General features: G+C 64.3%; 21 protein-coding genes. 10 read left to right on the top strand and 11 right to left on the bottom strand.

Features of this window, described 5'->3' with window-relative positions:
* Window positions 1-7: 7 nt before the first annotated feature.
* The 6 genes from BRA49_RS02705 to BRA49_RS02680 all read right to left on the bottom strand — a co-directional run bounded on the left by BRA49_RS02705 (window position 8) and on the right by BRA49_RS02680 (window position 8,530).
* The gene (locus tag BRA49_RS02705; protein WP_292383223.1) at window positions 8-2,311 is read right to left on the bottom strand and encodes a hybrid sensor histidine kinase/response regulator; all 2,304 of its coding nucleotides are present in this window, start codon (window positions 2,309-2,311) and stop codon (window positions 8-10) included.
* Between the two features lie 10 nt (window positions 2,312-2,321).
* Entirely contained in the window at window positions 2,322-4,682 is a 2,361-nt protein-coding gene (locus BRA49_RS02700; RefSeq protein WP_292383222.1) for a methyl-accepting chemotaxis protein, read from the bottom strand.
* A 146-nt stretch (window positions 4,683-4,828) separates the two neighbouring features.
* Window positions 4,829-5,809: a chemotaxis protein CheW gene (locus BRA49_RS02695; RefSeq protein ID WP_292383221.1), complete on the bottom strand. Its 981-nt coding sequence runs from the start codon at window positions 5,807-5,809 to the stop codon at window positions 4,829-4,831.
* Window positions 5,810-5,853: 44 nt separating this feature from the next.
* Entirely contained in the window at window positions 5,854-6,714 is an 861-nt protein-coding gene (locus BRA49_RS02690) for a DUF4097 family beta strand repeat-containing protein (RefSeq protein ID WP_292383219.1), read from the bottom strand.
* A 23-nt stretch (window positions 6,715-6,737) separates the two neighbouring features.
* Window positions 6,738-7,574 carry an ABC transporter permease gene (locus BRA49_RS02685; RefSeq protein WP_292383736.1) on the bottom strand — a complete coding sequence of 279 codons (837 nt, stop codon included), beginning with the start codon at window positions 7,572-7,574 and terminating at the stop codon, window positions 6,738-6,740.
* Window positions 7,575-7,579: 5 nt separating this feature from the next.
* Entirely contained in the window at window positions 7,580-8,530 is a 951-nt protein-coding gene (locus BRA49_RS02680; protein ID WP_292383217.1) for an ATP-binding cassette domain-containing protein, read from the bottom strand.
* A 364-nt stretch (window positions 8,531-8,894) separates the two neighbouring features.
* Between BRA49_RS02680 and BRA49_RS02675 the strand changes: the two genes are divergently transcribed.
* Window positions 8,895-9,386 carry a hypothetical protein gene (locus tag BRA49_RS02675; RefSeq protein WP_292383215.1) on the top strand — a complete coding sequence of 164 codons (492 nt, stop codon included), beginning with the start codon at window positions 8,895-8,897 and terminating at the stop codon, window positions 9,384-9,386.
* 32 nt (window positions 9,387-9,418) lie between these two features.
* On the opposite strand, the gene BRA49_RS02670 is transcribed toward BRA49_RS02675, so the two are convergent.
* Window positions 9,419-9,619 carry a hypothetical protein gene (locus tag BRA49_RS02670; RefSeq protein ID WP_292383214.1) on the bottom strand — a complete coding sequence of 67 codons (201 nt, stop codon included), beginning with the start codon at window positions 9,617-9,619 and terminating at the stop codon, window positions 9,419-9,421.
* Between the two features lie 225 nt (window positions 9,620-9,844).
* Here BRA49_RS02670 and BRA49_RS02665 point away from each other — a divergent pair, with 225 nt between their 5' ends.
* From BRA49_RS02665 to BRA49_RS02645, 5 genes are all read left to right on the top strand, one after another.
* Window positions 9,845-10,009: a hypothetical protein gene (locus tag BRA49_RS02665; protein ID WP_292383212.1), complete on the top strand. Its 165-nt coding sequence runs from the start codon at window positions 9,845-9,847 to the stop codon at window positions 10,007-10,009.
* Between the two features lie 5 nt (window positions 10,010-10,014).
* A complete protein-coding gene (locus BRA49_RS02660) occupies window positions 10,015-11,313 on the top strand; it encodes an arginine deiminase family protein (RefSeq protein WP_292383210.1) in 1,299 nt (432 codons plus the stop codon).
* Between the two features lie 4 nt (window positions 11,314-11,317).
* Window positions 11,318-12,262, top strand: coding sequence for a carbamate kinase (gene arcC, locus BRA49_RS02655; RefSeq protein WP_292383208.1), 945 nt, complete (start codon window positions 11,318-11,320; stop codon window positions 12,260-12,262).
* Window positions 12,263-12,324: 62 nt separating this feature from the next.
* Window positions 12,325-12,663 carry a DUF5518 domain-containing protein gene (locus tag BRA49_RS02650; RefSeq protein WP_292383207.1) on the top strand — a complete coding sequence of 113 codons (339 nt, stop codon included), beginning with the start codon at window positions 12,325-12,327 and terminating at the stop codon, window positions 12,661-12,663.
* Between the two features lie 66 nt (window positions 12,664-12,729).
* Window positions 12,730-13,104 carry a DUF5518 domain-containing protein gene (locus BRA49_RS02645; protein ID WP_292383205.1) on the top strand — a complete coding sequence of 125 codons (375 nt, stop codon included), beginning with the start codon at window positions 12,730-12,732 and terminating at the stop codon, window positions 13,102-13,104.
* Here the strand turns inward: BRA49_RS02645 and BRA49_RS02640 are convergent.
* On the bottom strand, window positions 13,094-14,314 hold the full coding sequence (locus BRA49_RS02640; RefSeq protein WP_292383203.1) for an MFS transporter: 1,221 nt from the start codon (window positions 14,312-14,314) through the stop codon (window positions 13,094-13,096). The genes BRA49_RS02645 and BRA49_RS02640 overlap by 11 nt on opposite strands.
* Window positions 14,315-14,440: 126 nt before the next feature.
* On the opposite strand from BRA49_RS02640, the gene BRA49_RS02635 reads away from it, so the two are divergent.
* The 3 genes from BRA49_RS02635 to BRA49_RS02625 all read left to right on the top strand — a co-directional run bounded on the left by BRA49_RS02635 (window position 14,441) and on the right by BRA49_RS02625 (window position 17,767).
* Window positions 14,441-15,823 (top strand): MFS transporter, encoded by a 1,383-nt coding sequence (locus tag BRA49_RS02635; RefSeq protein ID WP_292383201.1) that lies wholly within the window; start codon window positions 14,441-14,443, stop codon window positions 15,821-15,823.
* 86 nt (window positions 15,824-15,909) lie between these two features.
* The gene (locus BRA49_RS02630) at window positions 15,910-17,523 is read left to right on the top strand and encodes an ATP-binding protein (protein WP_292383199.1); all 1,614 of its coding nucleotides are present in this window, start codon (window positions 15,910-15,912) and stop codon (window positions 17,521-17,523) included.
* 85 nt (window positions 17,524-17,608) lie between these two features.
* Complete coding sequence (locus BRA49_RS02625) at window positions 17,609-17,767, top strand: rubredoxin (RefSeq protein ID WP_292383198.1); 159 nt, start codon at window positions 17,609-17,611, stop codon at window positions 17,765-17,767.
* 574 nt (window positions 17,768-18,341) lie between these two features.
* On the opposite strand, the gene tsaA is transcribed toward BRA49_RS02625, so the two are convergent.
* A complete protein-coding gene (gene tsaA / locus BRA49_RS02620) occupies window positions 18,342-18,824 on the bottom strand; it encodes a tRNA (N6-threonylcarbamoyladenosine(37)-N6)-methyltransferase TrmO (protein ID WP_292383197.1) in 483 nt (160 codons plus the stop codon).
* Window positions 18,825-18,917: 93 nt separating this feature from the next.
* Between tsaA and BRA49_RS02615 the strand changes: the two genes are divergently transcribed.
* Window positions 18,918-19,286, top strand: a complete 369-nt coding sequence (locus BRA49_RS02615; RefSeq protein ID WP_292383195.1) for a nuclear transport factor 2 family protein — start codon at window positions 18,918-18,920, stop codon at window positions 19,284-19,286.
* Here the strand turns inward: BRA49_RS02615 and thiE are convergent.
* Together thiE and thiM are read right to left on the bottom strand one after the other, a co-directional pair.
* Window positions 19,283-19,918, bottom strand: coding sequence for a thiamine phosphate synthase (gene thiE, locus BRA49_RS02610; protein ID WP_292383193.1), 636 nt, complete (start codon window positions 19,916-19,918; stop codon window positions 19,283-19,285). The two genes, BRA49_RS02615 and thiE, sit on opposite strands and share 4 nt — an antisense overlap.
* Window positions 19,918-20,757: a hydroxyethylthiazole kinase gene (gene thiM, locus BRA49_RS02605; protein ID WP_292383191.1), complete on the bottom strand. Its 840-nt coding sequence runs from the start codon at window positions 20,755-20,757 to the stop codon at window positions 19,918-19,920. Before thiM ends, thiE begins: the two co-directional genes overlap by 1 nt.
* Window positions 20,758-20,886: the final 129 nt, after the last annotated feature.

Here is a 20,886-nt window from a genome sequence, read left to right as displayed (position 1 = left end):
CTCTCTGTCAGCGGCGATGCATCAGGCGACGGATTGTCTCAAGAAAGCCTTTCGTCTCAAAACTGCTCTTGACAATATAGGCATCTACCCCGACTGCCTTCCCCTGCTCCCGGTCTTCGGGTGAGTCGAGAGAAGTGACGACTACCACCCGGAGATCGGCAGTCTGTCGGGCTTCGGCACGAATCTTCTCGATGAGCGAAAAACCGTTCATCCGGGGCATATCCACATCTGAAACGAGCATATCAAACTCATGCTGCTTAAATCTTGCGAGTGCGTCGACACCGTCGGCGGCAGTCTCTACACGGTACCCTGCTCTCTCAAGGACCGTCTGAAGCAGGACTCGCGAGGTGATCGAGTCCTCCACGACGAGGATCCGCTGCCCCGTCTCTCCCGGGAGTCGAGGTGCCGGCGCCGGCCGATCTGCCTGCATTGCGTCCTGAATCAGTTCAAGCGGGTCGAGGACGAGTGCCACGCTCCCATCCCCGAGGATCACGGCTCCTTCGATCCTCCGGACGGAGCGGAGCTGGCTCCCGAGCGGCCGGACGACGATCTCCTGCACCCGGATCACTTCATCAACCATGCACGCGATCTGTCCCGCCCCGTATGCGATGATGACCAGGGGTGTCGGACGCCCCTTTTCCGGTGCCGGACCGGCCGCGGGGACCCCCAGGGCGTCGGTGAGCCGGATGACCTCGATCGTCTCCCCCGATACCCGGATCGTCGGCCGGCTCCTGGAGATGGCGAGAGAGTCGGGGCGCACCCGGAGCACCTGCTTCACCTGCTGTATCGGGAGGACATACACCTGCCTCTCCGAGCGCACGAGCAGCCCGCGGAGGGTGGTCATCCTCACCGGGACGAAGAAGGTGATGGTAGTTCCTCTCCCTGGAGTCGAGGAGACCGTCACCTCCCCACCGAGGCGGGATACGGCATCCTCCACGATCGCAAGGCCGAGTCCTCTCCCGGAGAGGTCGGTGACGATCCGGCTTGTCGTCATCCCCGACTTGAAGATGAGCCAGATCGCCTCGCTGTCCGTGAGGGCCGCGTCCTCGTCCATCGTGATCACCCCGTTCTCAAGAGCGGTCCTCCGGATAGCACTGCTGTCGATGCCGGCACCGTCATCGGCCACCTCGATACCGACCCTGCTGCCGGAGCGGGGAAAGACCCGGATCCGGACCGTTCCGCTGGCCGGCTTCTTCCGGGCCAGCCGGGTCTCCGGGTCCTCGATCCCGTGGTCGATGCTGTTCCTGATGAGGTGCGTGACGGGCTCCTTCAACGCGTCGAGGATACGCCGGTCGACCTCGATCTCACCCCCCTCGATCGTGAGGTCGACAGATTTCCCCGAGGTTCGGGAGAACTCTCTCACGAACGCAGAGAACGGCGCGAGCATGCTCGAAGCCGGCAACAGTGCGGCATCGTGAACCAGGTCGGAGATCTCGGAGATGCTCGCTTTGAGCGCCGTCTGGTCCATCTCCATCGCCCGGAGGTGCATGGCGAGATCGTGCTGCAGATTGGCCACAAACTCCCGGTTGTACTCCTGGAACTCGACCGCTCGCTGGAGCGGCAGGATAAGGTCGGGAGGGATCGCCGCCCTTTCTTCACCGAACGCCCTTCTGCGGATCAGGTGCAGGTCGTTGAACGCCTGGGAGTGGTTCCACTGCCAGAGGGTGAACCGGGTCATCATCTCCTCGAGATCGCGTATCCGTTGCGTGATGAAGAGCTGTGTCGTGAGGAGGCTGTCGGCCCCGGCGGTGAGCCGGTCGAGTTTATGGGCCGCAACCCTCACGGTGCCGCCGTCCGACCCCGGCAGGGTCGTTTCGCCGCCGTTGCGGCTTTCAGCCGTCCCGGGAGCGCGGTTCTCCCCCGGGGCCGGACCCGGTTCGTCTCGCCGGCCGTCCCCGACAGGTTTCTCGTCGCCGGCCGACTTCTTGCCTTCGGGAAGGGCCCGGAGCGCCCCGATGATCTCCGCCGGTGAGGCATCGGGTCGCTCTCCCCGGAGAAGCGCCTTCACGACCGCGAGCGTCCGGTGGAAGAGGTCGAAGTCGTCCTCCCCGGGAGTGTACTCGCCTCGTTTCACCAGAGAGGAGACGGTCTCGAGGTTCTGGCAGACCGACTCGATCTCCCGGAGATTGACCGCACGCGCTGCTCCCTTCAGGCTGTGGATCCTGCGGTAGACCGACTCAACCAGTTCGGGCTCGAGCCCCCCCTTCTCGAGTTCGAGCAGTCCGCCGGTGATCGCCTCAAGATACTCGTCCGCCTCCTCGCGGAACGTCTCGAGGAGGCGGGCGCGAAATGCTTCGTCCGATCCCGTCATGGCAGCCGTGTTAGACCCGGTACTGCTGGGTGATCCTCTTCAAGCGGCCACCGAGCTCGTGCAGGTCCCCTGCGGTCTTCTCCGCCTTGTGGGTGGTCTCGAGATTCTTCTGTGCCGCGTCGCGGATGTTCTCCATCGCGCGGGAGATCTGGTCTATCCCTGACGCCTGCGTCTGGATCGAGGCCGCGATCTCGATCACCTCCTGCGAAGTGTCCGCGATCGACCGGGCGAGCACCTCGATCGCCTCCTGCGCGTTGCTCGTCAACCGGGCTGCGTCCGCCACGGACCGGATCCCCTGCTCGGTCGAGACCGCCGTCGAGGAGACTCCCTGCTGGATGTCGGTGAGGATGACCCGGATGTTCGAGGTTGCCTTCTTCGACTGCTCGGCAAGGTTATGAATCTCGTTTGCGACGACCGCAAACCCTTTCCCGAACTCCCCGGCCTTTGCAGCCTCGATAGAGGCGTTCACCGCGAGCAGGTTGGACTGTTCGGAGATATCGGTCACCGTTGCAATGATCTCGCCGACCGCCTGGCTCTGTTCCGAGAGCCGGATAACGTTCATCCGGACGATATCCATCTGCCGCTGGATCTGGTTCATACCCTCGAGGATCTCGCGTACGGACTTCTGGCCGTCCTTTGAGACGTCGAGCGCCCGCATCGCCTTCTCGGAGACACCTTTTGTCTTCTGGTTCACAAGTTCGGTCTTCTTCCTGACGCTCTCGACCGAGTCCGAGGTCTCGTTCACCGTTGCGGCGGTCTGCGAACTGGCCGCGGAGAGCTGGGTCGTGACCGCCAGGATCTCGTTCGATGCCAGGGAGAGGACCGAGACGCCCTCGTAGAGTTCCTCGCTGATCAGTTTCATCAGCCGCGAGAGCTCGATCCCGATGGTGTTGAGGGCGTCGCGGTAAGCGACGAACTCCCCGGCGACCGGGATCTTCTCGTCGAACCGGGCGGTAAAGTCACCGGAAGCGTAGTACCTGGCAAGCCGCATCGCCTCGTTCACCGGTTCCGTGATCGACTCGAGGGTCTTGTTGAACCCGGCGATGATCATCCGGTAGCCGCCGCGGAATGCCGTCTCGTCGCCACGGATGGAGAGGTCGCCCGCGCGTGCAGCATCCGTGAGTTTGATCGTCTCTTTATGGAGGTGGTCGAGCGACTGGACCATCAGCGCGAGCGCAGGCCGGATCTCGTCGCCTTCGTCGGTGACCGGGAACTCCTTGACGTACTCGCCGAGGGCGATCTTTTTGAGGTTCCCGACGACGTTTGTCTGGAGGTCGCCGGCGAATTCGTCCATCGTTTTAGCCATGACCCCGATCTCGTCCTGCCGCTTGATGTTGAGCCGGGCGGAGAGGTGGCCGTTGCGGAGCTCTTTGAGCATCAACACCACCTGCTGCAGCGGCTCAGAGATCGAGCGGCCGAAGAGGATGGCAATCACGACGCCGATCGCGATCGAGGCAAGGAGGACGACGATGATCGTGTTCCGGATGGTATCGATCGGTCCGGTGAAGTCGGAGAGTTCGGCGCGCGAGACGATGTACCAGTCGAGCGGTTCGTAGTAGGTGTAGGCATCGATGATGTCGGTGCCGTCGATCTGGTGGCGGATGACCCCGACCTTGTTCTGGATCATCTCGCGGACGAAGCCTTCGTCCGACCAGTTCTCTCCCTCGAGGGACGGGTGCACGAGGACCTCTCCCGTGCTGTCGATGACGAACATGTAACCGTTGCTGCCGATGACCGTGTCTCTGAGGCTCGCCCTGACGACGTCGAGCGTCTCCCCCTCCTCCGTCCCGACGAAGAGGACCCCGACGATCTTGCCGCTGCTGTCTTTTATCGGCTCGTATGCCGTGACGTAACGTTTACCGAAGAGGTCCCTGCTCCCGTAATAGGTCTCCCCCTGGCTCACCACGACGTCGTAGACGTTCTGAGTCAGCTCGGTCCCGACCGCCCGGCTGCCGTCGGTCCCGATGACGTTTGTGGAGATCCGGACGGCGTTGTTGTCGTTCACCTGAAAGACCGTCGCCGCCCCGCCGACCAGAGACTGGACCTGATCGACGATCTCGAAGTTATCGTTGATGGTATACGGATCGCCGTTGGCGCCCACCAACGTCAGTTTCCCGTCGATGATCTCGGGAGTGCCCCGGGCATAGAAGTTCTCCCGGAGGACGTTGAGGTCGCTGTTCACTTTGTTGCGCGTGAGTTTGTAGACATCGTTGGTCCATCCCTTCGCATCGTGCACCTGTGTCTCAAGCAACGTCTCAATCTGGTCGTTTATCACACCGCTCGAACTGGTATACGCTACCACGCCGAGCATAAGCGCCGGAATGATCGCTAGAAATAGGCAGATGACGAGAATCTTCGTTCCGACCTTCATGTCAGAAAAAAATGTGAACATGGTATATCCGCTCCGCTTGTTCCTCTACGGCTCAATTAAGTGATGAACACGCGGGATTAAATAATGTTCCTTTGGAAAATAAGCGGTTTCGCGTGGATTTTTTCAATAACGATCGTTATGCGGTCTCAGTTTCCGTTTTCGTCCACCACCATCACGGGATCGGCGAGGATCGCCCCCGCGTCGAGGACGATCGTCGATCCGTCTGCGGTCCCCAGGAGATACCGCTGCTTGATCGGTGTCGTGCCGGGAACTATGGGAGCGAACCGGTCGGTCGGCCTGGTACCGATATCCGTGATATAATCCGCAAGGATTCCGAAGGTTATCGTCCCGTTAGTGAGAACGATGACCCGGTTGAGGTCCGTCAGCCCGTGTTTCGGGATCGCGAAGAGCGTGCGGAGATCGACGACGGAGATGATCTCCCCTCTGACGGCACATATCCCGGCAATGAAAGCGGGCGTCCCGGGAACCGGGGTGATCTCGCGGATGATAAAGACTTCCCGGATGTACTGCGTCTCGATGGCGTACTCCCGACCTTCGAGCCGGAACGTGAGGATCTCCGAGAACCGGGTCTCACGCGGCTCCTCGTTCGGCCGGGCGATCGCTTGCGCCCGGCTGGTGAGGATACCTCCGGCTCTCCCGGGATCATCGGCCGACTCCTTTTCACCGGCCTCGACCCCGCCCGGAAGATGGGGGAACTGTCCGCTCTCGTCTGCCGCAAGGAATGCCGGAAGATCGTGGATGAGGACTGTTTCGTCTTCCGCGACCAGCACGCCGGGGAGAGGGGGCGTGTCCCCGGGTAGGAGGGGTTTTGCGCTCATCCGCACCCCCCGAACCCCATCAACCCAGAGGGCCACACAGTCTTTGCCGGGGTGAGCAATGATGAGGACGTCGGTGGAGAGAGGAGGACGTTCCGGGAGACCGAGGAGTCTCCGGATCGAGTAGACCGGGACGATCCTGCCGTGCAGGTTCATGGTCCCGGCGACTCCCCTGCGCCCGCCGGTCTCCGGCTGCAGGGCCACCATGCCGACGACCTGCCGGGTATCGGCAAGCGGGAGTGCACAGGATATCCCCTCTACGGTGAAGTAGAGGAGGTGCGGGCGGTTCATGGATGTTCGAAGGTTGGTCACGTACGGGTAAAAGGTTACGGGGTTCAGAGCCCCGAAAGATCGATATTCCCATTCGAGGTGGTGACGGCGATCGTCGCCCCTCCGTCGCCGAGCGTGCCCGCTATCCGGGTACCCGACGACTCGCTCGCCAGGAGCGGGAGGTCGCCAGCCGCGATTCGACCGTTCGATGTGGTGGCGACGATCCTGGCGTCGAGGTCCTCCGCGAGCCGGAGTGCTACCCGGCCGTTGCTTGTGGTGATCGCCACATCACCCCGGACGGCAGGGATCTCGGCCGCGATCGGGCCGTTCGAGGTCTGCAGTTCTGCAACTCCCGTGGACCCCTCCACCGTGATCCCGCCGTTGCTGGTCCTTGCGGTGACGTAGCCTTCGGCGCCCCGCACCTCGATCGGTCCGTTCGAGGTGGCCGCCGTGATGTCACCGCCGGGAGCGCCGCGAACCCGCACGGGACCGTTTGATGTCCGGAGTTCTGTCGCGTTCACCCGCACCCCTGCAAGGTCGATCGGGCCGTTCGAACTCTCCACCATCTGCAGGACGAGCGTGGGGGGCACCTCTATCGTAAAGTCGACGCTCACCCGCGGGTTTACTGTTCCGGTATACACCGTCTCGATCCGGAGAGGATCGCCCTCCGTCACCTGTATCCGGACCATATCAAGTTCGCCCTGGCCGTAGACGGACCGTTTGACCGCACTGACGACGACAGTCTCCCCTTCCCGGACGTTCACGGTCACGCCGCCGTTCCGGTTGATCACGACGAGATCGCTATCCGGCTCCACCGTGACCGTCTGGTTGAATCCTTCCGTCGTCTCAAGGCCCGGCACCCCGACGCAGCCGGCGACGACGGCGAGGACCAGCAATACCAGCATTGCATACCTGGTTCCCTGCATGTTCACCCTTCTCTTGGTTGTTCTTATGTTACTACCGCTTTCTCAAACGTCCGGCGGGCGAGGAGATACATCACCGCCGCAAAGACCGCGAGGTAACCGAACGATACGAGGACGTCGGTCGTGGTGTAGGAGTAGCGCGCGCCGACGGCGAAGAAGTCGTTCCCGAGGGCGAAGTAGCGGACCCCACTGACCAGGTGGGTGAGCGGGTTGTAGATCGAGAGAGCCTGTAAGAGCGGCGGGAACGCCTGGATGGGGTAGAGGGCGTTCGAGACGAAGAAGAGTGGCAGGGTGAGGAGCGTGATGATCCCCTGCAGCCCCTCCGGGCTCTCGAGGCGCATTGAGATGGTTGAGGAGAAGAGGAGGAACCCGAGCGAGAAGACGCCGACGAAGACGAATATGCCGAGGACCGAGAGGGCGATCTGCGTGGCCGAAAACCCGGGGAAGAACTCTACCCCGAGGAGGAGCCCGAACGCCATGATAATGGCCACCTGGATGAACGACTTCGTCATCCCCGAGAGGCTGACCCCCAGCATGATGTGGGTCCGGGGCATGGGGCTCGCGAGCATCTCCCGCATCAGCCCCCAGTTCTTATCGAAGAGAAGACTGATCCCCCCGAAGAGGCTCGTAAAGAGGGTTGTCATCGCGATCACCCCGGCGGCCATGAAGGTGAGGTAGTCGACCGGGACGATGCCAGCCGGGGCCGGAATGGCGGAGGTGAACCGGTTGAAGTTCGAGGACATCGCGACGCCGAAAAACGCCATCCAGAGCGCCGGCTGCAGGAGCGATGAGAGGAGCTGCGTCCTGAACCGGACAAATCGGATCATCTCGCGCCAGTAGACGGTGAGGAACTCCCATGCCATGGCAGTCATGCCCCTTCATCCCGCAGTTCCCTGCCGGTGTAGTAGACAAACACGTCGTCCATCGTCGGTTTCTTGAGGTTCACGCTCGAGATCCCGATCCCGGCGCCACGCACCGCATCGACGATCCGCGGGAGGCAGTGGCTCCCGTCAGCCGAGATCGTGATCGAGAGGCCGCGGGGTGACTCGGTGATAGATTGAATCTCCCCGACCCCCCGGAGGCTCTCCCGGGCCTTCATGTCGTCTGCCGTCTCCAGGTAGACGACGTCCTCGCCGAGGGTGTTCTTCAGTTCTCCCGGGGTGCCGGAGACAACGATCTTGCCGTGGTCGATGATGCTGATCCGATCCGAGAGCATATCAGCCTCATCCATATAATGTGTCGTCAAAAAGATCGTCGTCCCGGCACCGTTCACCTGCCGGATATACTCCCACATCCGCATCCGTGTCTGGGGGTCGAGCCCCTGCGTTGGCTCGTCCAGGAAGAGGACCTCCGGCCGGGTCATCAGCCCCCGGGCGATCTGGAGCCGCCGTTTCATGCCGCCGGAGAGGTTCTTCGTCCGTTCGTCCCGTTTTGAGCCGAGTTCCACGACCCGGAGCAGGTCGTCGATCCGTCGGCGCCGCTCGTCGCGGGGAATGGCGTAGAGCCGTCCGTGGAACTCCATCGTCTCCCGGACCGTGAGGTCGCGGTCGAGCACATCGTCCTGGAAGACGATGCCGATGGACTCCCGGACTCTCCCGGGTTCCCGTGCGACGTCGTAGCCGGCCACCCGCACCGTACCCTTCTGAAGGGGGAGGAGCGTTGTCAGGATGTTGATGGTGGTGCTCTTTCCTGCGCCGTTGGGGCCGAGGAACGAGAAGATCTCGCCTCTCCTGACGGTGAAACTGATGCCGCGCACCGCAGCAAAACCGTTGAACGTATGTTCGAGGTCCCGCACCTCGATGATATTATCCTCTTCCACAGGTCACCATCTGCCCGGGTACAGAGATTGTCCGCGCTTCTTAACTCTCCATACACGGTGCCGCCATATCTCCTTTTCCCCGCCCGGATGCGCCCTTCCACGCGGGGTCCGCGCGATCTCGGCCCCGGTCGCCCTGCCTGCACCCCGGGGTGCGGTCCCGGGCGGCAAACCCGTTCCGGCCCCCCTCCCCCGTGGGGCGCGGATAGATATTCTGAAATACCTGAACTTCCTCACTCCTCCTCAGAGACGGCATGTACGGCTGCTATTCGCTCGCCCGCAGGGGCAACCAGGGGACTCTATCCGGGTGTAGCATCACTCCCGGCACCGGCGCACCGGAAGGCGGGGAGCGGACGGAGGGGTTGCGGTGATCCCGGCTCTCCGGGTGGTTCTCGCCCTCCTGGCAGTGCTGACGCTTGTGGCGGGGACGGGCGGGCTCGTGGTCGATAACGCCGATATGACCCCGGAAGAGGTGAACCTCCTCTTTGCGATGCGGGAGTATACCCTGACCTACAACGAGTATGCCGGTCGGCTGCCGGGGTGGGTGACCGGGCCGTTCGAAGCCGAGAAGGTCAACCTTCACGTCGTCTCTCCCGACGGCGTTCTGGTCATCGGAATCACCTTTCACGACCGGAAGATCGTGCAGTTCGACGCAAAGGGCTGCCCGGACCCGCTCGTCACGGTGACCGCCGACTCCACAGTGGTGGAGGACGTCATGGCGTCAAACCAACCGTTTGATACGTTCCGGGCGGCGATGCGAAACGGCACCGTCACAATCGAAGGCGAAACCCTCCTCGGGGCGCTACGGTCGGGGATGGTCCTGTTCGGGCTCCGGGTGATGGATCTCATCGGGTTATGACGGGCCCAAAAAAGGCGGTGTTGATGGCGGTCTCACAGCCCTGCAAGGCGGATGCAGACCCCGAGCGTCAGCCCGGACATGGCCGATGTCGCCGAGAGAGCGGCGAGCACGGCGGCGTTCACCACCGGCCCGGTCCTGAGCGGGGTGTAGGTCGGGTTGCGCTGCAGCCGCCGCACTATCCTGAACGGTTTTGCGGTCGTTGAGATGGGAGACTTATAACGTCTGATCTTCAAGGTGAACACCTCCGGGGTTGTGGATAGTATCTCTTGTGAGTCGGTTGTTCCCCCGAATAATAATTATTGCGGTTTCAGACCCCGGGGATGGCTCTGCCCGCCTCCCCGGGAGGCGATGGACAGCGTTGAGAGCGTAGTTTCTTGTTTTGACGGTGATAACTCGCCTGAATCTCCGGTCCCGGTCCGCGGCAGGTTTATCCGTTCACCGGCAAGAGGACTCATACGATGCATCGGTATGCAAGAACCCTCCTCTACGGCATTCTCGTGTTTGCCATCTATTCCGGCATCAGTTTTGCTCTCAGCGGGCGGGTGAACTGGATCCTCGCGGCAGCAACGGCTGCCGGGGTGATGATCGCGTACTTCTTCATTGCTCCCCGGCATGGAGGATGAAGAGTATGATAACGGGCGTGCGGGCGGAGTGGGAGCCGCTCCGGACGGTTGCTGTTCACCGGCCGGGGGTCGAGATGTTCTTCGGGTTGCTCGAGCCGTATACAGCGCTCTACGAGCGGGCGTTCAGCCGGTACGAGGCGCGCCGGGAGCACGATGCGCTCACCCGCACCCTCCGCGAGGAGTTCGGCGTCCGGGTGCTGCACCTCAAGGAGACGGTCCTTGAATCCGCCGACCGCGACCCGGCGGTGCGGCGGCGGCTCGTCGATTGGGCGTACGAGACCGTCACCATCCGGGGGGACGTGAAAGAGGTGGCGGCGGCGCGCCGGAGCATGGAGCAGAACGCCGACGGACTGGACTCGCTGCACTTCTTCACTCTCCTCCTCTTGAACCCGGTCCTCGAGGTGGGACGGGGGCACCCCCGGGGCGGGGTGGACGTCCGGATACCGGGGCAGGAGCCGCTTGCAAACCTCTACTTCATGCGGGACCAGCAGGCAGTGACCGACTGCGGCCTCGTCGTCGCGCGGCCGGCAAAACAGCAGCGAGCCCGGGAACCGGAGATTACCCGATTCCTCTGGGAGATCCTCGGCATCCCGGTCGCCGGGACGGTCGAGGAGCCCGGGACCTTCGAGGGCGGGGACTTCATGCCGATGGGGGAGTTCGCCCTCGTCGGCACCGGAGACCGGACAAACCATGCCGGGGTATGCCAGTTCCTCGACTGCACCCCCAGCTACGACGAGATCGGCGTCGTCCACCAGCCGGGCCACCCGCTCATCCCGAGCGACCGGCCCGACCCGATGGTCGATATGCATCTGGACACCTACTTCAACGTCGCGGGAAGCGGGGTGGTGATCGGCTCTGAGGTCCTCCTTCGACGGGCGCAGGTCGACGTCTATTCCCGGGCGGGCAGGGAGTACGAGCCCGCGGGCGAGACCGTGAGCCTCTACGATTATGTCAGGTCGAAGGGGTTTTCGGTGATCGACCTCTCGATCCTGGAGCAGCTCTCCTACGCCGCGAACATCCTCTGCATCCGCGACGGGTGCATCCTTGCGGTGGAGGGGGAGCGGGTGATGCGGATGGTTCTCCAGAACCTGGAACGGAAGGCCACGCGCGATCCGGAACGCTACGGGCGGCTCCTCCGCGCGGCGGAGGAGGACTACCGCCGGATCAGGAACACCGGACGGTTCTTCCCGCACAAGGAGGAGTTCTCCCGGCACGGTATCGAGGTCCGTCCACTCCGCCTTGAGAACCTGACGGGGGGTTACGGCGGCCCCCACTGCATGACCTGCACGCTGGAGCGGGGGTAGTGGGATGGCGGGAAAGGCCGTGGTAGTTGCGCTCGGCGGGAACGCCATCCTGCGTCACCGGGAGACAGGGACGGCCGAAGAGCAGTTCGCAAATGTCCGCTGCGCTGCGCGGCATATCGCAGAGATAGCAGGCGACGGCTACGCCGTCGTCATCACGCACGGGAACGGGCCCCAGGTGGGGGATATTCTCCTCCGAAACGAACTGACAAAGGATATCCTCCCGCCGATGCCGCTTGATGTCTGTGGGGCGGAAAGTCAGGGGATGATCGGCTACATGCTCGCGCAGTCGATGCAGGAAGCGCTTCTTGCGGCGGGGGTCGACTGCCCGATCGCGACGGTGCTCACCCGGACCCTGGTCGCGGCTGCCGACCCGGCGTTCGAGATTCCGGAGAAACCTATCGGGCCGATTTACACGGCGATGCAGGCAAAACGGCTCGAAACCGAGAAGGGCTGGCGGATGGTGCAGATGCCGGGGCAGGGCTACCGGCGGGTGGTCCCCTCGCCGCGCCCGATCGCCCTCGTGGAGGGAGAGGCGATACGCCGGCTCTCCTCGGCCGGGGTGGTCGTGATCGCCGCGGGCGGCGGCGGCGTCCCGGTAATCAAGGGTCCCGGGGGCACCCTCCGGGGCGTCGAGGCGGTGGTGGACAAAGACTACACCGCGGCGCTTCTCGCCCGGCTCGTCGGCGCCGGCGACCTCCTGATCCTGACCGATGTCGAGCGCGTTGCCCTGAACTATGGGCGGCCGGACCAGCAGGATCTCTCCGAGATGACGGTCGCCGAGGCGAGACGGCACCTTCTCGCGGGGCAGTTCCCTGCCGGGAGCATGGGGCCGAAGATCGAGGCTGCCGTCGGGTTCCTCGATGCCGGGGGGGACCGGGTGACCATCGGATCACTAGGTTCAGCCACCGCAGCCCTTGCCGGGCGGGCCGGGACCCGGATACGCCGTTGACCGGCGCCCGACCCCTAAACTTATATACTACATCTCCGAATTCCCGGCGGTGATGGAACGATATGGCTGATAACTTCTGGACTGGTGTCATCGTTGGGTGGCTTGTGGGGCTTATTCTCGGCTTTCTGCTGCCGGTCATCGGGCCGCTCGTCGGCGGGTTCGTCGCCGGCTGGATGTCGGGACGCGGGATATCGAACGGCGCAAAGGCCGGGCTTCTTGCCGGCATCCTCGGTGCCATCGTCATCGCGGTACTGCTCCTTGTCGGCGGCACGGTCCTGCTCGGGGCGTTCGGGTTCATCGCGGGCCTCGGCACATCGCTCGTCATTATCGTGGCGGCGTTCGTCTACCAGGGGCTTCTCTCCCTGATTGGCGGCGTCATCGCGGGAGCGATCCGGCGATAGGACGGTAACACGGGGTGATCACCGGGGGGCGATCCTCCCCGGCTCTTCTCAACCGGGAGGTGGGTAGTGGCAGAGGACGGCGGTTCGTACTGGGTTTCCACGCTGGTGGGACTCATCTTCATGCTCGTTGTAAGCCCCTTCTTCCCGGTAGGGGGCCCGATCGTCGGGGGGATCATCGGCGGCTACCTCGGGCCCCCGGGAGCGGTCAGGGGCGCTCTCGGTGGGCTCATGGGCGGACTCATCGTCGCCGCAATCTTCTCGATCATCGCCGTCATCGGGGGGACGGCATTCCTCGGCCCCATCGGCACCCTCATCGGCCTCGGGATCGCCGTCCTCCTCTTCGCCCTGGCCCTTTACTTCGGGTTCTTCGGCGCTCTCGGCGGCGCAATCGGGGGGGCGCTCAAGGCATGGACGGAATCGCGCCGCAAGGTTACGAGATGAGGTCACCGATCCCCTCCTGGAACCTCACCGCGATGCGCGAGCGATACATCCAGATGTAGGCGATCAGCGCCGCAGCCTCGACGATGACGACGTACGCGACGATATGCCCGATCGATACGTCGTAGAGGACGCCCATTACGGCACTTCCCACGAACCACGCTGTCCCGAAGACCGCACTCATGGTGCCGTAGACCTGTCCTCTCTGTGCCGCCGTCGTGGACTCTGCAATCGATGCCCGGAGTGATGTCTCGAAGATCCCGACCCCGGCCCCCCAGACGAGCGCTCCCGCGAGCGCTGCACCCGGGATGGGCGAGAAGACGAGCAGGACCGTCGCAGTGCTGAGGGCCGGGATGGCGAGGAGGAGATGGGTGCCGATGTGCTCAAAGGACCGCCCGATGAGCAGCGCCACGACGACTGAGGCCATCATCGCCGAGGCATAAAAGAGGGGGATGGCGGCATCGGGGACGAGCGATAGGGCTTTTAAGTGGAACGAGATGAGCGGGAAGCTGGTGAATCCGGCCATGCTGAGGAAGATGAACGCGGCGTATGGCGTGATCCCGGGCAGACCGCCCCCCTCCTCCATGGTCCCTCCGTTCATCTCCAGGCGTCCCGGCCTCGGCACCACCGACCGGGCGAAGAGGAGCATTATCACAACACCGGCGAGAGGGATCCCGAGGAGGAGAAACCCCGCGGTGTAGCCGCCGGTGAGGACGAGGGCCGCGACCATCACCAGCGGGCCGATGACCGCACCGACCTGATCGAGCGCCTTATGAACCCCGAAACCCCATCCCCTCCCGATGGCCGTCGTCGCGTGGGAGAGGATCGTGTCCCGTGCAGGCGTCCGAACAGCCTTTCCTATCCGTTCGGCGATGATGAGGAAGGCCGCAGCCTCCCATCGTCCGGTGAAGGCGAGGAGGGGGATGGCGGCGAGCAGGCCGTAGCCGGCCATCGCCACCACCCAGTAGCGGTGATTCCGGTCGATGTAGACGCCGCTGACGGATCGCAACGCGTAGCCTATGAACTCGCCGAATCCGGCGACCAGACCAACGACGGCCGCGCTCCCCCCGAGGAGGAGGATGTAGGGGCCGGTGACGCTCCGGGCGCCGTTCGAGATCAGGCTCCCCAGAAGGCTCACCATGCCGAGCAGCAGGATGAGCCGGATCGAGAGGTCGCGGACCTCCTGCCGGGTCTCCGGGGGTGGTTGAGGCATCCCGGGGATGTTGGGGAGGTATTCTCATTAAAAGATACTGCAGGGATCTAAACGGGCAGCAGCAGTGTCCTTATTTGCGTTTGCCGCAAATACCTAGTCATACACTCCCGGCAGGGGGTATGGGCGATGGCAATGAAGCAGGAAGACGAAAAACCCTACTCGCGAAGATTCATCCTCTTGCTGGTCACCGTCGTCACGTTCCTCAACCCGTTCACGGGCTCCGCGATCAACCTCGCCCTCCCTGCTATCGGCGGTGAGTTCTCTGCCGACGCCGCCGCGCTCGCCTGGATCTCCAGCACCTACCTCCTCGCGTCGGTCATCTTCCTCCTCCCGGCAGGGAGGCTCGGCGACTCACGGGGGAAGGTCACCGTCTTCCTGCTCGGGGTCGTCGTCTACACCGCCGGCTCCCTCCTCACCATCTTCACGCCCACGCTCGAACTGCTCCTCGTCTTCCGCTTCCTGCAGGGGACCGGCGGCGCCATGATCTACGCAAACAGCGTGGCCCTGATCACCCACCTCTACCCGCCCGGCGAACGTGGCACCGCTATCGGGCTGAACGTCACCGCCGTCTACGCCGGGCTCTCGCTCGGGCCGTTCCTCGGGGGTGTCCTGACCCAGTTCTTCGGCTGGCGAAGCATCTTCATCATGACCGCGCTCCTCGCCGTCCCGGCTCTCTTCTACGCGAAAAAGTTCCCGGCGTTCTTGAACGAGCAGCAGCAGGAGCACTTCGACACTCCCGGGATGGTCCTCTCCTCCGCCCTGATCCTCTGCCTTTTCCTGGGCCTGGCCTCTGCGACCACCCCGGTCGGTCTGGCGCTCCTCGCGGCAGCCGTCGTCCTTGGGGTGGTCTTCTTCCGGGTGGAGCGGCGGCAGCCCTGCCCCCTCCTCCCGGTATCGCTCATCGAGAAGAACCGGGTCTTTGCCGCCTCGAACGGTGCCGCCCTGATTAACTACAGCGCCACGTATGCGGTCGGGTTCCTCCTCTCCCTCTACCTTCAGTACGTCCGGGGCTACGCACCCGTCGCCGCGGGCACCCTGCTCCTGGTCCAGCCGGTGATCCAGGTCTTCGTCGCCCCGGTCTCGGGCCGCCTCGCCGACCGGATACAGCCCGGGGTCGTCGCCTCGGTGGGGATCGCGCTCTCGGCCGTGGCCCTCTTCGGCTTCTCCCTCCTCTCTCCGACGACGCCGGTCGCCGCGATTGTCGCTCTTCTGGTCCTGCTGGGTGTGGGGGTCGGGCTCTTTTCATCCCCGAACACCACCGCCATCATGGGCTCTGTCACGAAGCGGGATTACGGGTGCGCATCCGCGATGACGGCAATGGTGCGGTCGCTCGGCATGATGCTGAGCATGGGAGCGGTGCTCGTGGTTTTTGCGGTCATCATGGGGGCGACCGTCGTTACGCCGGCGGTATTCCCGGAGTTTCTGCTGAGCCTCCGGCTGGTCTTCCTCGCGTTCGCGGTCCTCTCGGCCTTCGGCGTTCTCCTCTCGCTCCGAAGAAACAACGTCTGATAACGGGTGACGTATATTGCAAACGTGGCCCTCTGGTTCCAAAAGAAACCGTTAAAACTCCCGACATCCTGTGATCTCTTGATCGGATGGAACTCGCAATCGGCAGGGCCGGTGAACGGGAGATTGCCGTCGATGCCCAGGAACTGGTCACGGGAAGGACCTGTATCATCGCGCAGTCGGGTGCCGGGAAGAGCTGGGGCATCGCGGTCCTCTGTGAGCGGCTCCTGCAGGCACGGGTCGGGTTCTGCCTCATCGACACGGAGGGGGAGTACTCCTCGCTCAGGGACCGGTTCCCTCTCCTCTGGATCGGTTCAGGGAACGACTGCGACGTGGATATCGGGCGGGCGAACCTCCGGGAACTGATGCAGAGCGCGATCTGCTCCCGGTCGGCGGTGATCTTCGACGTCTCGGAGACCAATATGCAGGAACAGGTGGTCCTCCTCGCCGATGTTCTCTACGACCTGGAGAGCGAGTTAAAGAAGCCCTTCCTGCTGATCGTGGAGGAGGCGGATAAGTTCATTCCCCAGTCGGGGACCTCTATCAAGAAGATCGAGGAGATCTCCCGCCGGGGGCGCAAGCGCGGGCTCGGCCTCTTAGTCGCGACCCAGCGGCCGTCGCTCGTGACGAAGAATGTCCTCTCACAGTGCAACAGCCAGATCATCGGGAAACTCTCGATCGAGAACGACTTAAAAGCGGTCAGCCTCTTCTTTTCGTCCCGCAAAGAGGTCGAAGAACTCGCGGATCTCGAGCCCGGGGAGTTCTTCGTCATGGGCGGGCTCTCCCGGGAGAAAGTGAAGATGCGCTTCGGGCAGCGGCTGTGCGAGCACCGGGGGCTGACACCCCGCCTCACGCCCGCTCCTCCGGTCATGCCGGCGGCCCTGCCCGAGACCCGTACTCCCCCAAAGAGCGATCCACCGCGTGAGAGCGATCCGCCCCCGAAGAGTGATCCGGTGGACGTGAAGCCGCCCGCCTCCGGTGAGGCGGTGGTCCCGGTGCTCCTCCGCGAGGAGGCACTTGATATTGCCATGGCGAGACGGAAACGCCGATTTTTTCTCCTCGAGCCTGAAGAGCGGATCGTCTCGGGTGTTCTGGTCTACCGGCCGCTTCACCGGGTTGAGGTCCGCTACATCGGCGGATTGATCCGGAAGGCGACAAGGACGGCATCGTTCGTCATCGACGGCGAGACCGGCAGCGTCGTTGAGGTGGACCGGGGGCTGACGGTCAGGCCGGGGTTCTCGGAACTCCTGGGGCTTGACGAGGCCGCGGTGAAGGTTGTCACCGGGCTCGCGAATGGCGGATCGACACAGATCGAGATCGAGGCCGAGACCCGTCTTGCGCCCGACGTGGTGAAGAAAGCCCTAAAAAGCCTGACGAAGGCGAAACTCATCACGGAGATGAAGACGATGGGCGATGCGGTGGTCTACGTGCCCCTGCTTGCTGAAGAGATCCCGGCGCTCTCCGCCCTCCGGCGGGGGGCGGACCTCCCGATGGAGCCGTTCCGGGGTACCCGCCCCGGGGCGAAGGTTACGGAGGCCTCGTTCCGGACCGTCTTGAAGGGGCTTGAGCCGACGGCGGAGATCGTCGACTTTCAGACGATCTACTACCCGGTCTACGCGATCCGGTTTGTGTCGGAGCACGGGGAGCGCTCGATCGTCCTCGACGGCTGCACCGGAAAGGAACTCTACTTCCCGGCCCCCTGACCGGAGCGCTTATCCTCTCAGGGGTCGACGATCAGTCTGTGCCCCCGCCGGCCGCGAGCCGGGAGGGGAAGAAGGTGAATGCTCGATGGATTCCTACCGGTGCAATCTCTGCGGCTACGTCTATAACCCTGCGATTGGCGACTCCGCCCATGGCGTCGCGGCGAATACGGCCTTCGAAGACCTTCCGGACACCTGGCGGTGCCCCCGGTGCGGTGCGCCGAAGAGCCGATTCTCGAAGCTCTGATCCACAGATACAAAATTCTTGATCACTGTTCAGGCCTCCCTGTGAGGGAACGGTTTCCCTCACCTGAACTGGAAGCCCGGAGTTCCCCCCGCAGATATCCCGACCGGCGGGGCGCTCTGCCGGCTGCCTCATCGGGCGGAATTCTGCTGCACGGCCCCGAAATCCGGTGGAACCGGTGTCCTTTGTCCTCAATGGTCTTGCCGGCAGGAGACGTCGTCTCCGTTCTCCTGACCGGAGTACTTATCCCTCCGGGGTACATGGGTGCCGTGCCCCCGTCGACGTTGCGACCGGTCGGGGCGATGAGGTGAAGAGATGATGGATTCATCTCGAACGGGCAAGGAGACCCCCTGCGCAAGCGGGGGGAGGAATTGCCCGCAGCGACCCCCTCCGCGGCGTAGCTCCAGTCGCCTCCGTAGCGGAGCGAGAAGAGAAGGGGGACAAGCGCGTCGGCGTGTATCCCGAGCACCGGGCGGCGAGGGCGGCTTCCCGGGCGACAAAGACGAGTTCTTCCCGGATATCGTCGGCATTCATCGATTCGCCCCTGCGGCCGGGAGCCGGATAAATGCTGTGCCGGTCAGCAGAACCGGTCGTCCGACCGCACGGTGCGGGGGTCATCGCCGGTGGTGGCCAGCCACCCGGACCGTTCGTCAGGGTAGGCGTCGAACGCCGGGACGTAGGGCTTGATGTCGAGGACCGGGGTGCCGTCCAGGATATCCACGTCCTCGACGGTGAGCGTCGTGCCGTCAACGGCGACCAGTCTGAGAATCGAGAGCCCGATGGCGTTGGGGCGGCGGGGCGCCCGGGTCGCAAAGACGCCGTGCGGTGTTTTATCGAGGAACGGGACCACCTCGAGCGCGTACCCCTCCGAGCGGTGGAAGTGGTAGAGGAGGATGATCCGCGAGAATCCGGCGAGATCTCTTAGTCCGGCGGCATACACCGGGTCGAGTTCGATGGTGCCCCGGACCCCCCGGGCGCCAAGGGGCTGGATGGGCATATTGCGGGGGTCGTGGAACGGGGAGCGGACGGTGCCGACGGGGGTGAAGGTGATCCCGGTCATGGGGTACCTCTCTTGCCGGCGAGGCGAAGAGGGTTTGCATCCGGGTTGACATGGGAAACGGTTATTATCGTCCCATGCGTTCACATGCTCTCTATGGAAGACCTGTTAGCGGTTCTCTCCGATATCGAGAAGCGAGCCTGGAAGGCTGCTGACACCCGGGACGTAGAGTTCTACCGTGATTATCTCGCGCCGGAAGCCCTCGTCGTCAGCCCCTGGGGCATCCTGGACAGGGAAGGGATCCTCCGTGATCTCGTGGAGAATCCCAACGAATTTCCGAAGTATGCCGTCATGAACCCGAGAGTCGTGCCCGTCGGGGAGGGGTGTGCCGTCCTCGCCTATACCGTCTCCTTCGGCGCGCAGATGCTCTACGTATCGACCGTATACGCCCGGAGCGGCGGCCGATGGCGGGCGGTCTTCCACCAGAGGACCCCGGCGCTCCGGAAGCCGGAGTCAGAGGGTTAACGCCTTTTCGCCTTTGCGGCGGCGATCCGGGCCCGGAGGTCCCGTGCGGCAGCGGTGACGTCGTCCTTGCCGACGACCGCCGAGATCACCGCGACCCCGTCCGCCCCCACGGCGATGACGTCGGCGATGTTTGCCACGGTGATCCCCCCGATCGCGACGAGGGGAAGGGGGACCGCGGCCCGGACCGCCGCGAGCATGGCGAGCCCGTGGCCCGGGCCCGCGTCGTCTTTCGAGTTGGTCGCAAACGTCGGGCTGAGCGCCACGTAATCGGCCCCCTCCGCCGCGGCCCGGGCCGCTGTGGCGGTGGACCCCACCGAGGCCCCGATGATGAACCCCGGCGGGGCGATCCGTCGGGCCCGCCCAATGGGGAGGTCGCCTGCGCCGAGGTGGACCCCATCGGCACCAGCCGCGAGGGCCACGTCCAGGCGGTCGTTCACGATGAAGAGGGCGCCGGCGTCAGAGGTAATCTCCCGGATGGCGAGGGCTGCCGCGAAGAGGTCCCGCCCGGAGAGGTTCTTGTCACGGAGCTGGACCGCGTCCGCTCCCCCCGCGACGGCCTGCCGGGCAAGCTCCGCGTGGGATCGGCCGCGGCCGATCTTCTCGTCGGTGACTACGTAGAGGTCGTATCCCATCACCGCTCCTCGATCCGGGCGTGCCGGGCGAGGTCGTCGGGCGTGAGCCCGGCAAGCTCGTCAAAGAGTCCTGTCCTGAACGAGTAGGGGCCGCGGGCCCCGGCAACGGCCCGCTCTCCTGCCCGCCCGAAAGCCGCGAGCGCCGCGGCCGACGCGACCGCGTAATCGTCCGCGACCGCGACGAACGCCGCTGTAACCGAGGAGGCCATGCACCCGGTGCCCGAGAGGCGGTCCATCATCGGGTTGCCGTTCCTGACGAGGTAGACCCGGCTCCCGTCGGTGACGACGTCGACCGCTCCCGTCATCGATACGACGGTCCCGGTCAGGCGGGCGCACGCCCGCGCCGTTGCGACGGGGTCGCCCGAGATTCCGCCGGAGTCGACCCCACGGACGCTCCCGCCGGTCCCGGCGAGGACGCCGATCTCCCCGGCGTTCCCCTTCAGGACGGCGACATCGAGAGCATCGAGGAGCTTTTGCACTGTTTCGGTCCGGAACGGCGTCGCCCCCGCACCGACCGGGTCGAGGACGACCGGGATGCCGAGGTCGTTTGCCCGGCGCCCGGCAGCGAGCATCGCCTCGACCTGCGCCGCCGAGAGCGTCCCGATGTTCAGGACGAGGGCGCCTGCGGCGGCGACCATATCGGCAACCTCCTCGGGCGCCTCGGCCATCACCGGGGCGGCCCCGGTAGAGATCGTGATGTTCGCGCAGTCGTTGATCGTGACGCTGTTCGTGATGTGGTGGATAAGCGGCCGCTGCTCCCGCACGGCGGCGAAGAGGCCGGCGGGGATAGCGCCGTCCATCATGCGTGCCGATGAGCCTTCTGTCGTGTTGCCCGGCATAACTACCCTAATTGTTTCTATGGCAACTGCATAAAACCGGTCGCCGGGCAGCGGCGGGCCGCACCTATTTATACCATCCCTGGACAGGGTCGCGCACCTGCCTCCCGGAAAACGCGGGGGCCGGGGCCG

Source organism: Methanoculleus sp. UBA430 (assembly GCF_002506585.1).
GTDB lineage: Archaea > Halobacteriota > Methanomicrobia > Methanomicrobiales > Methanoculleaceae > Methanoculleus.
The sequence above is the reverse complement of the archived record's forward strand: the minus strand, read 5'-3'. Positions and strand labels throughout refer to the sequence as shown.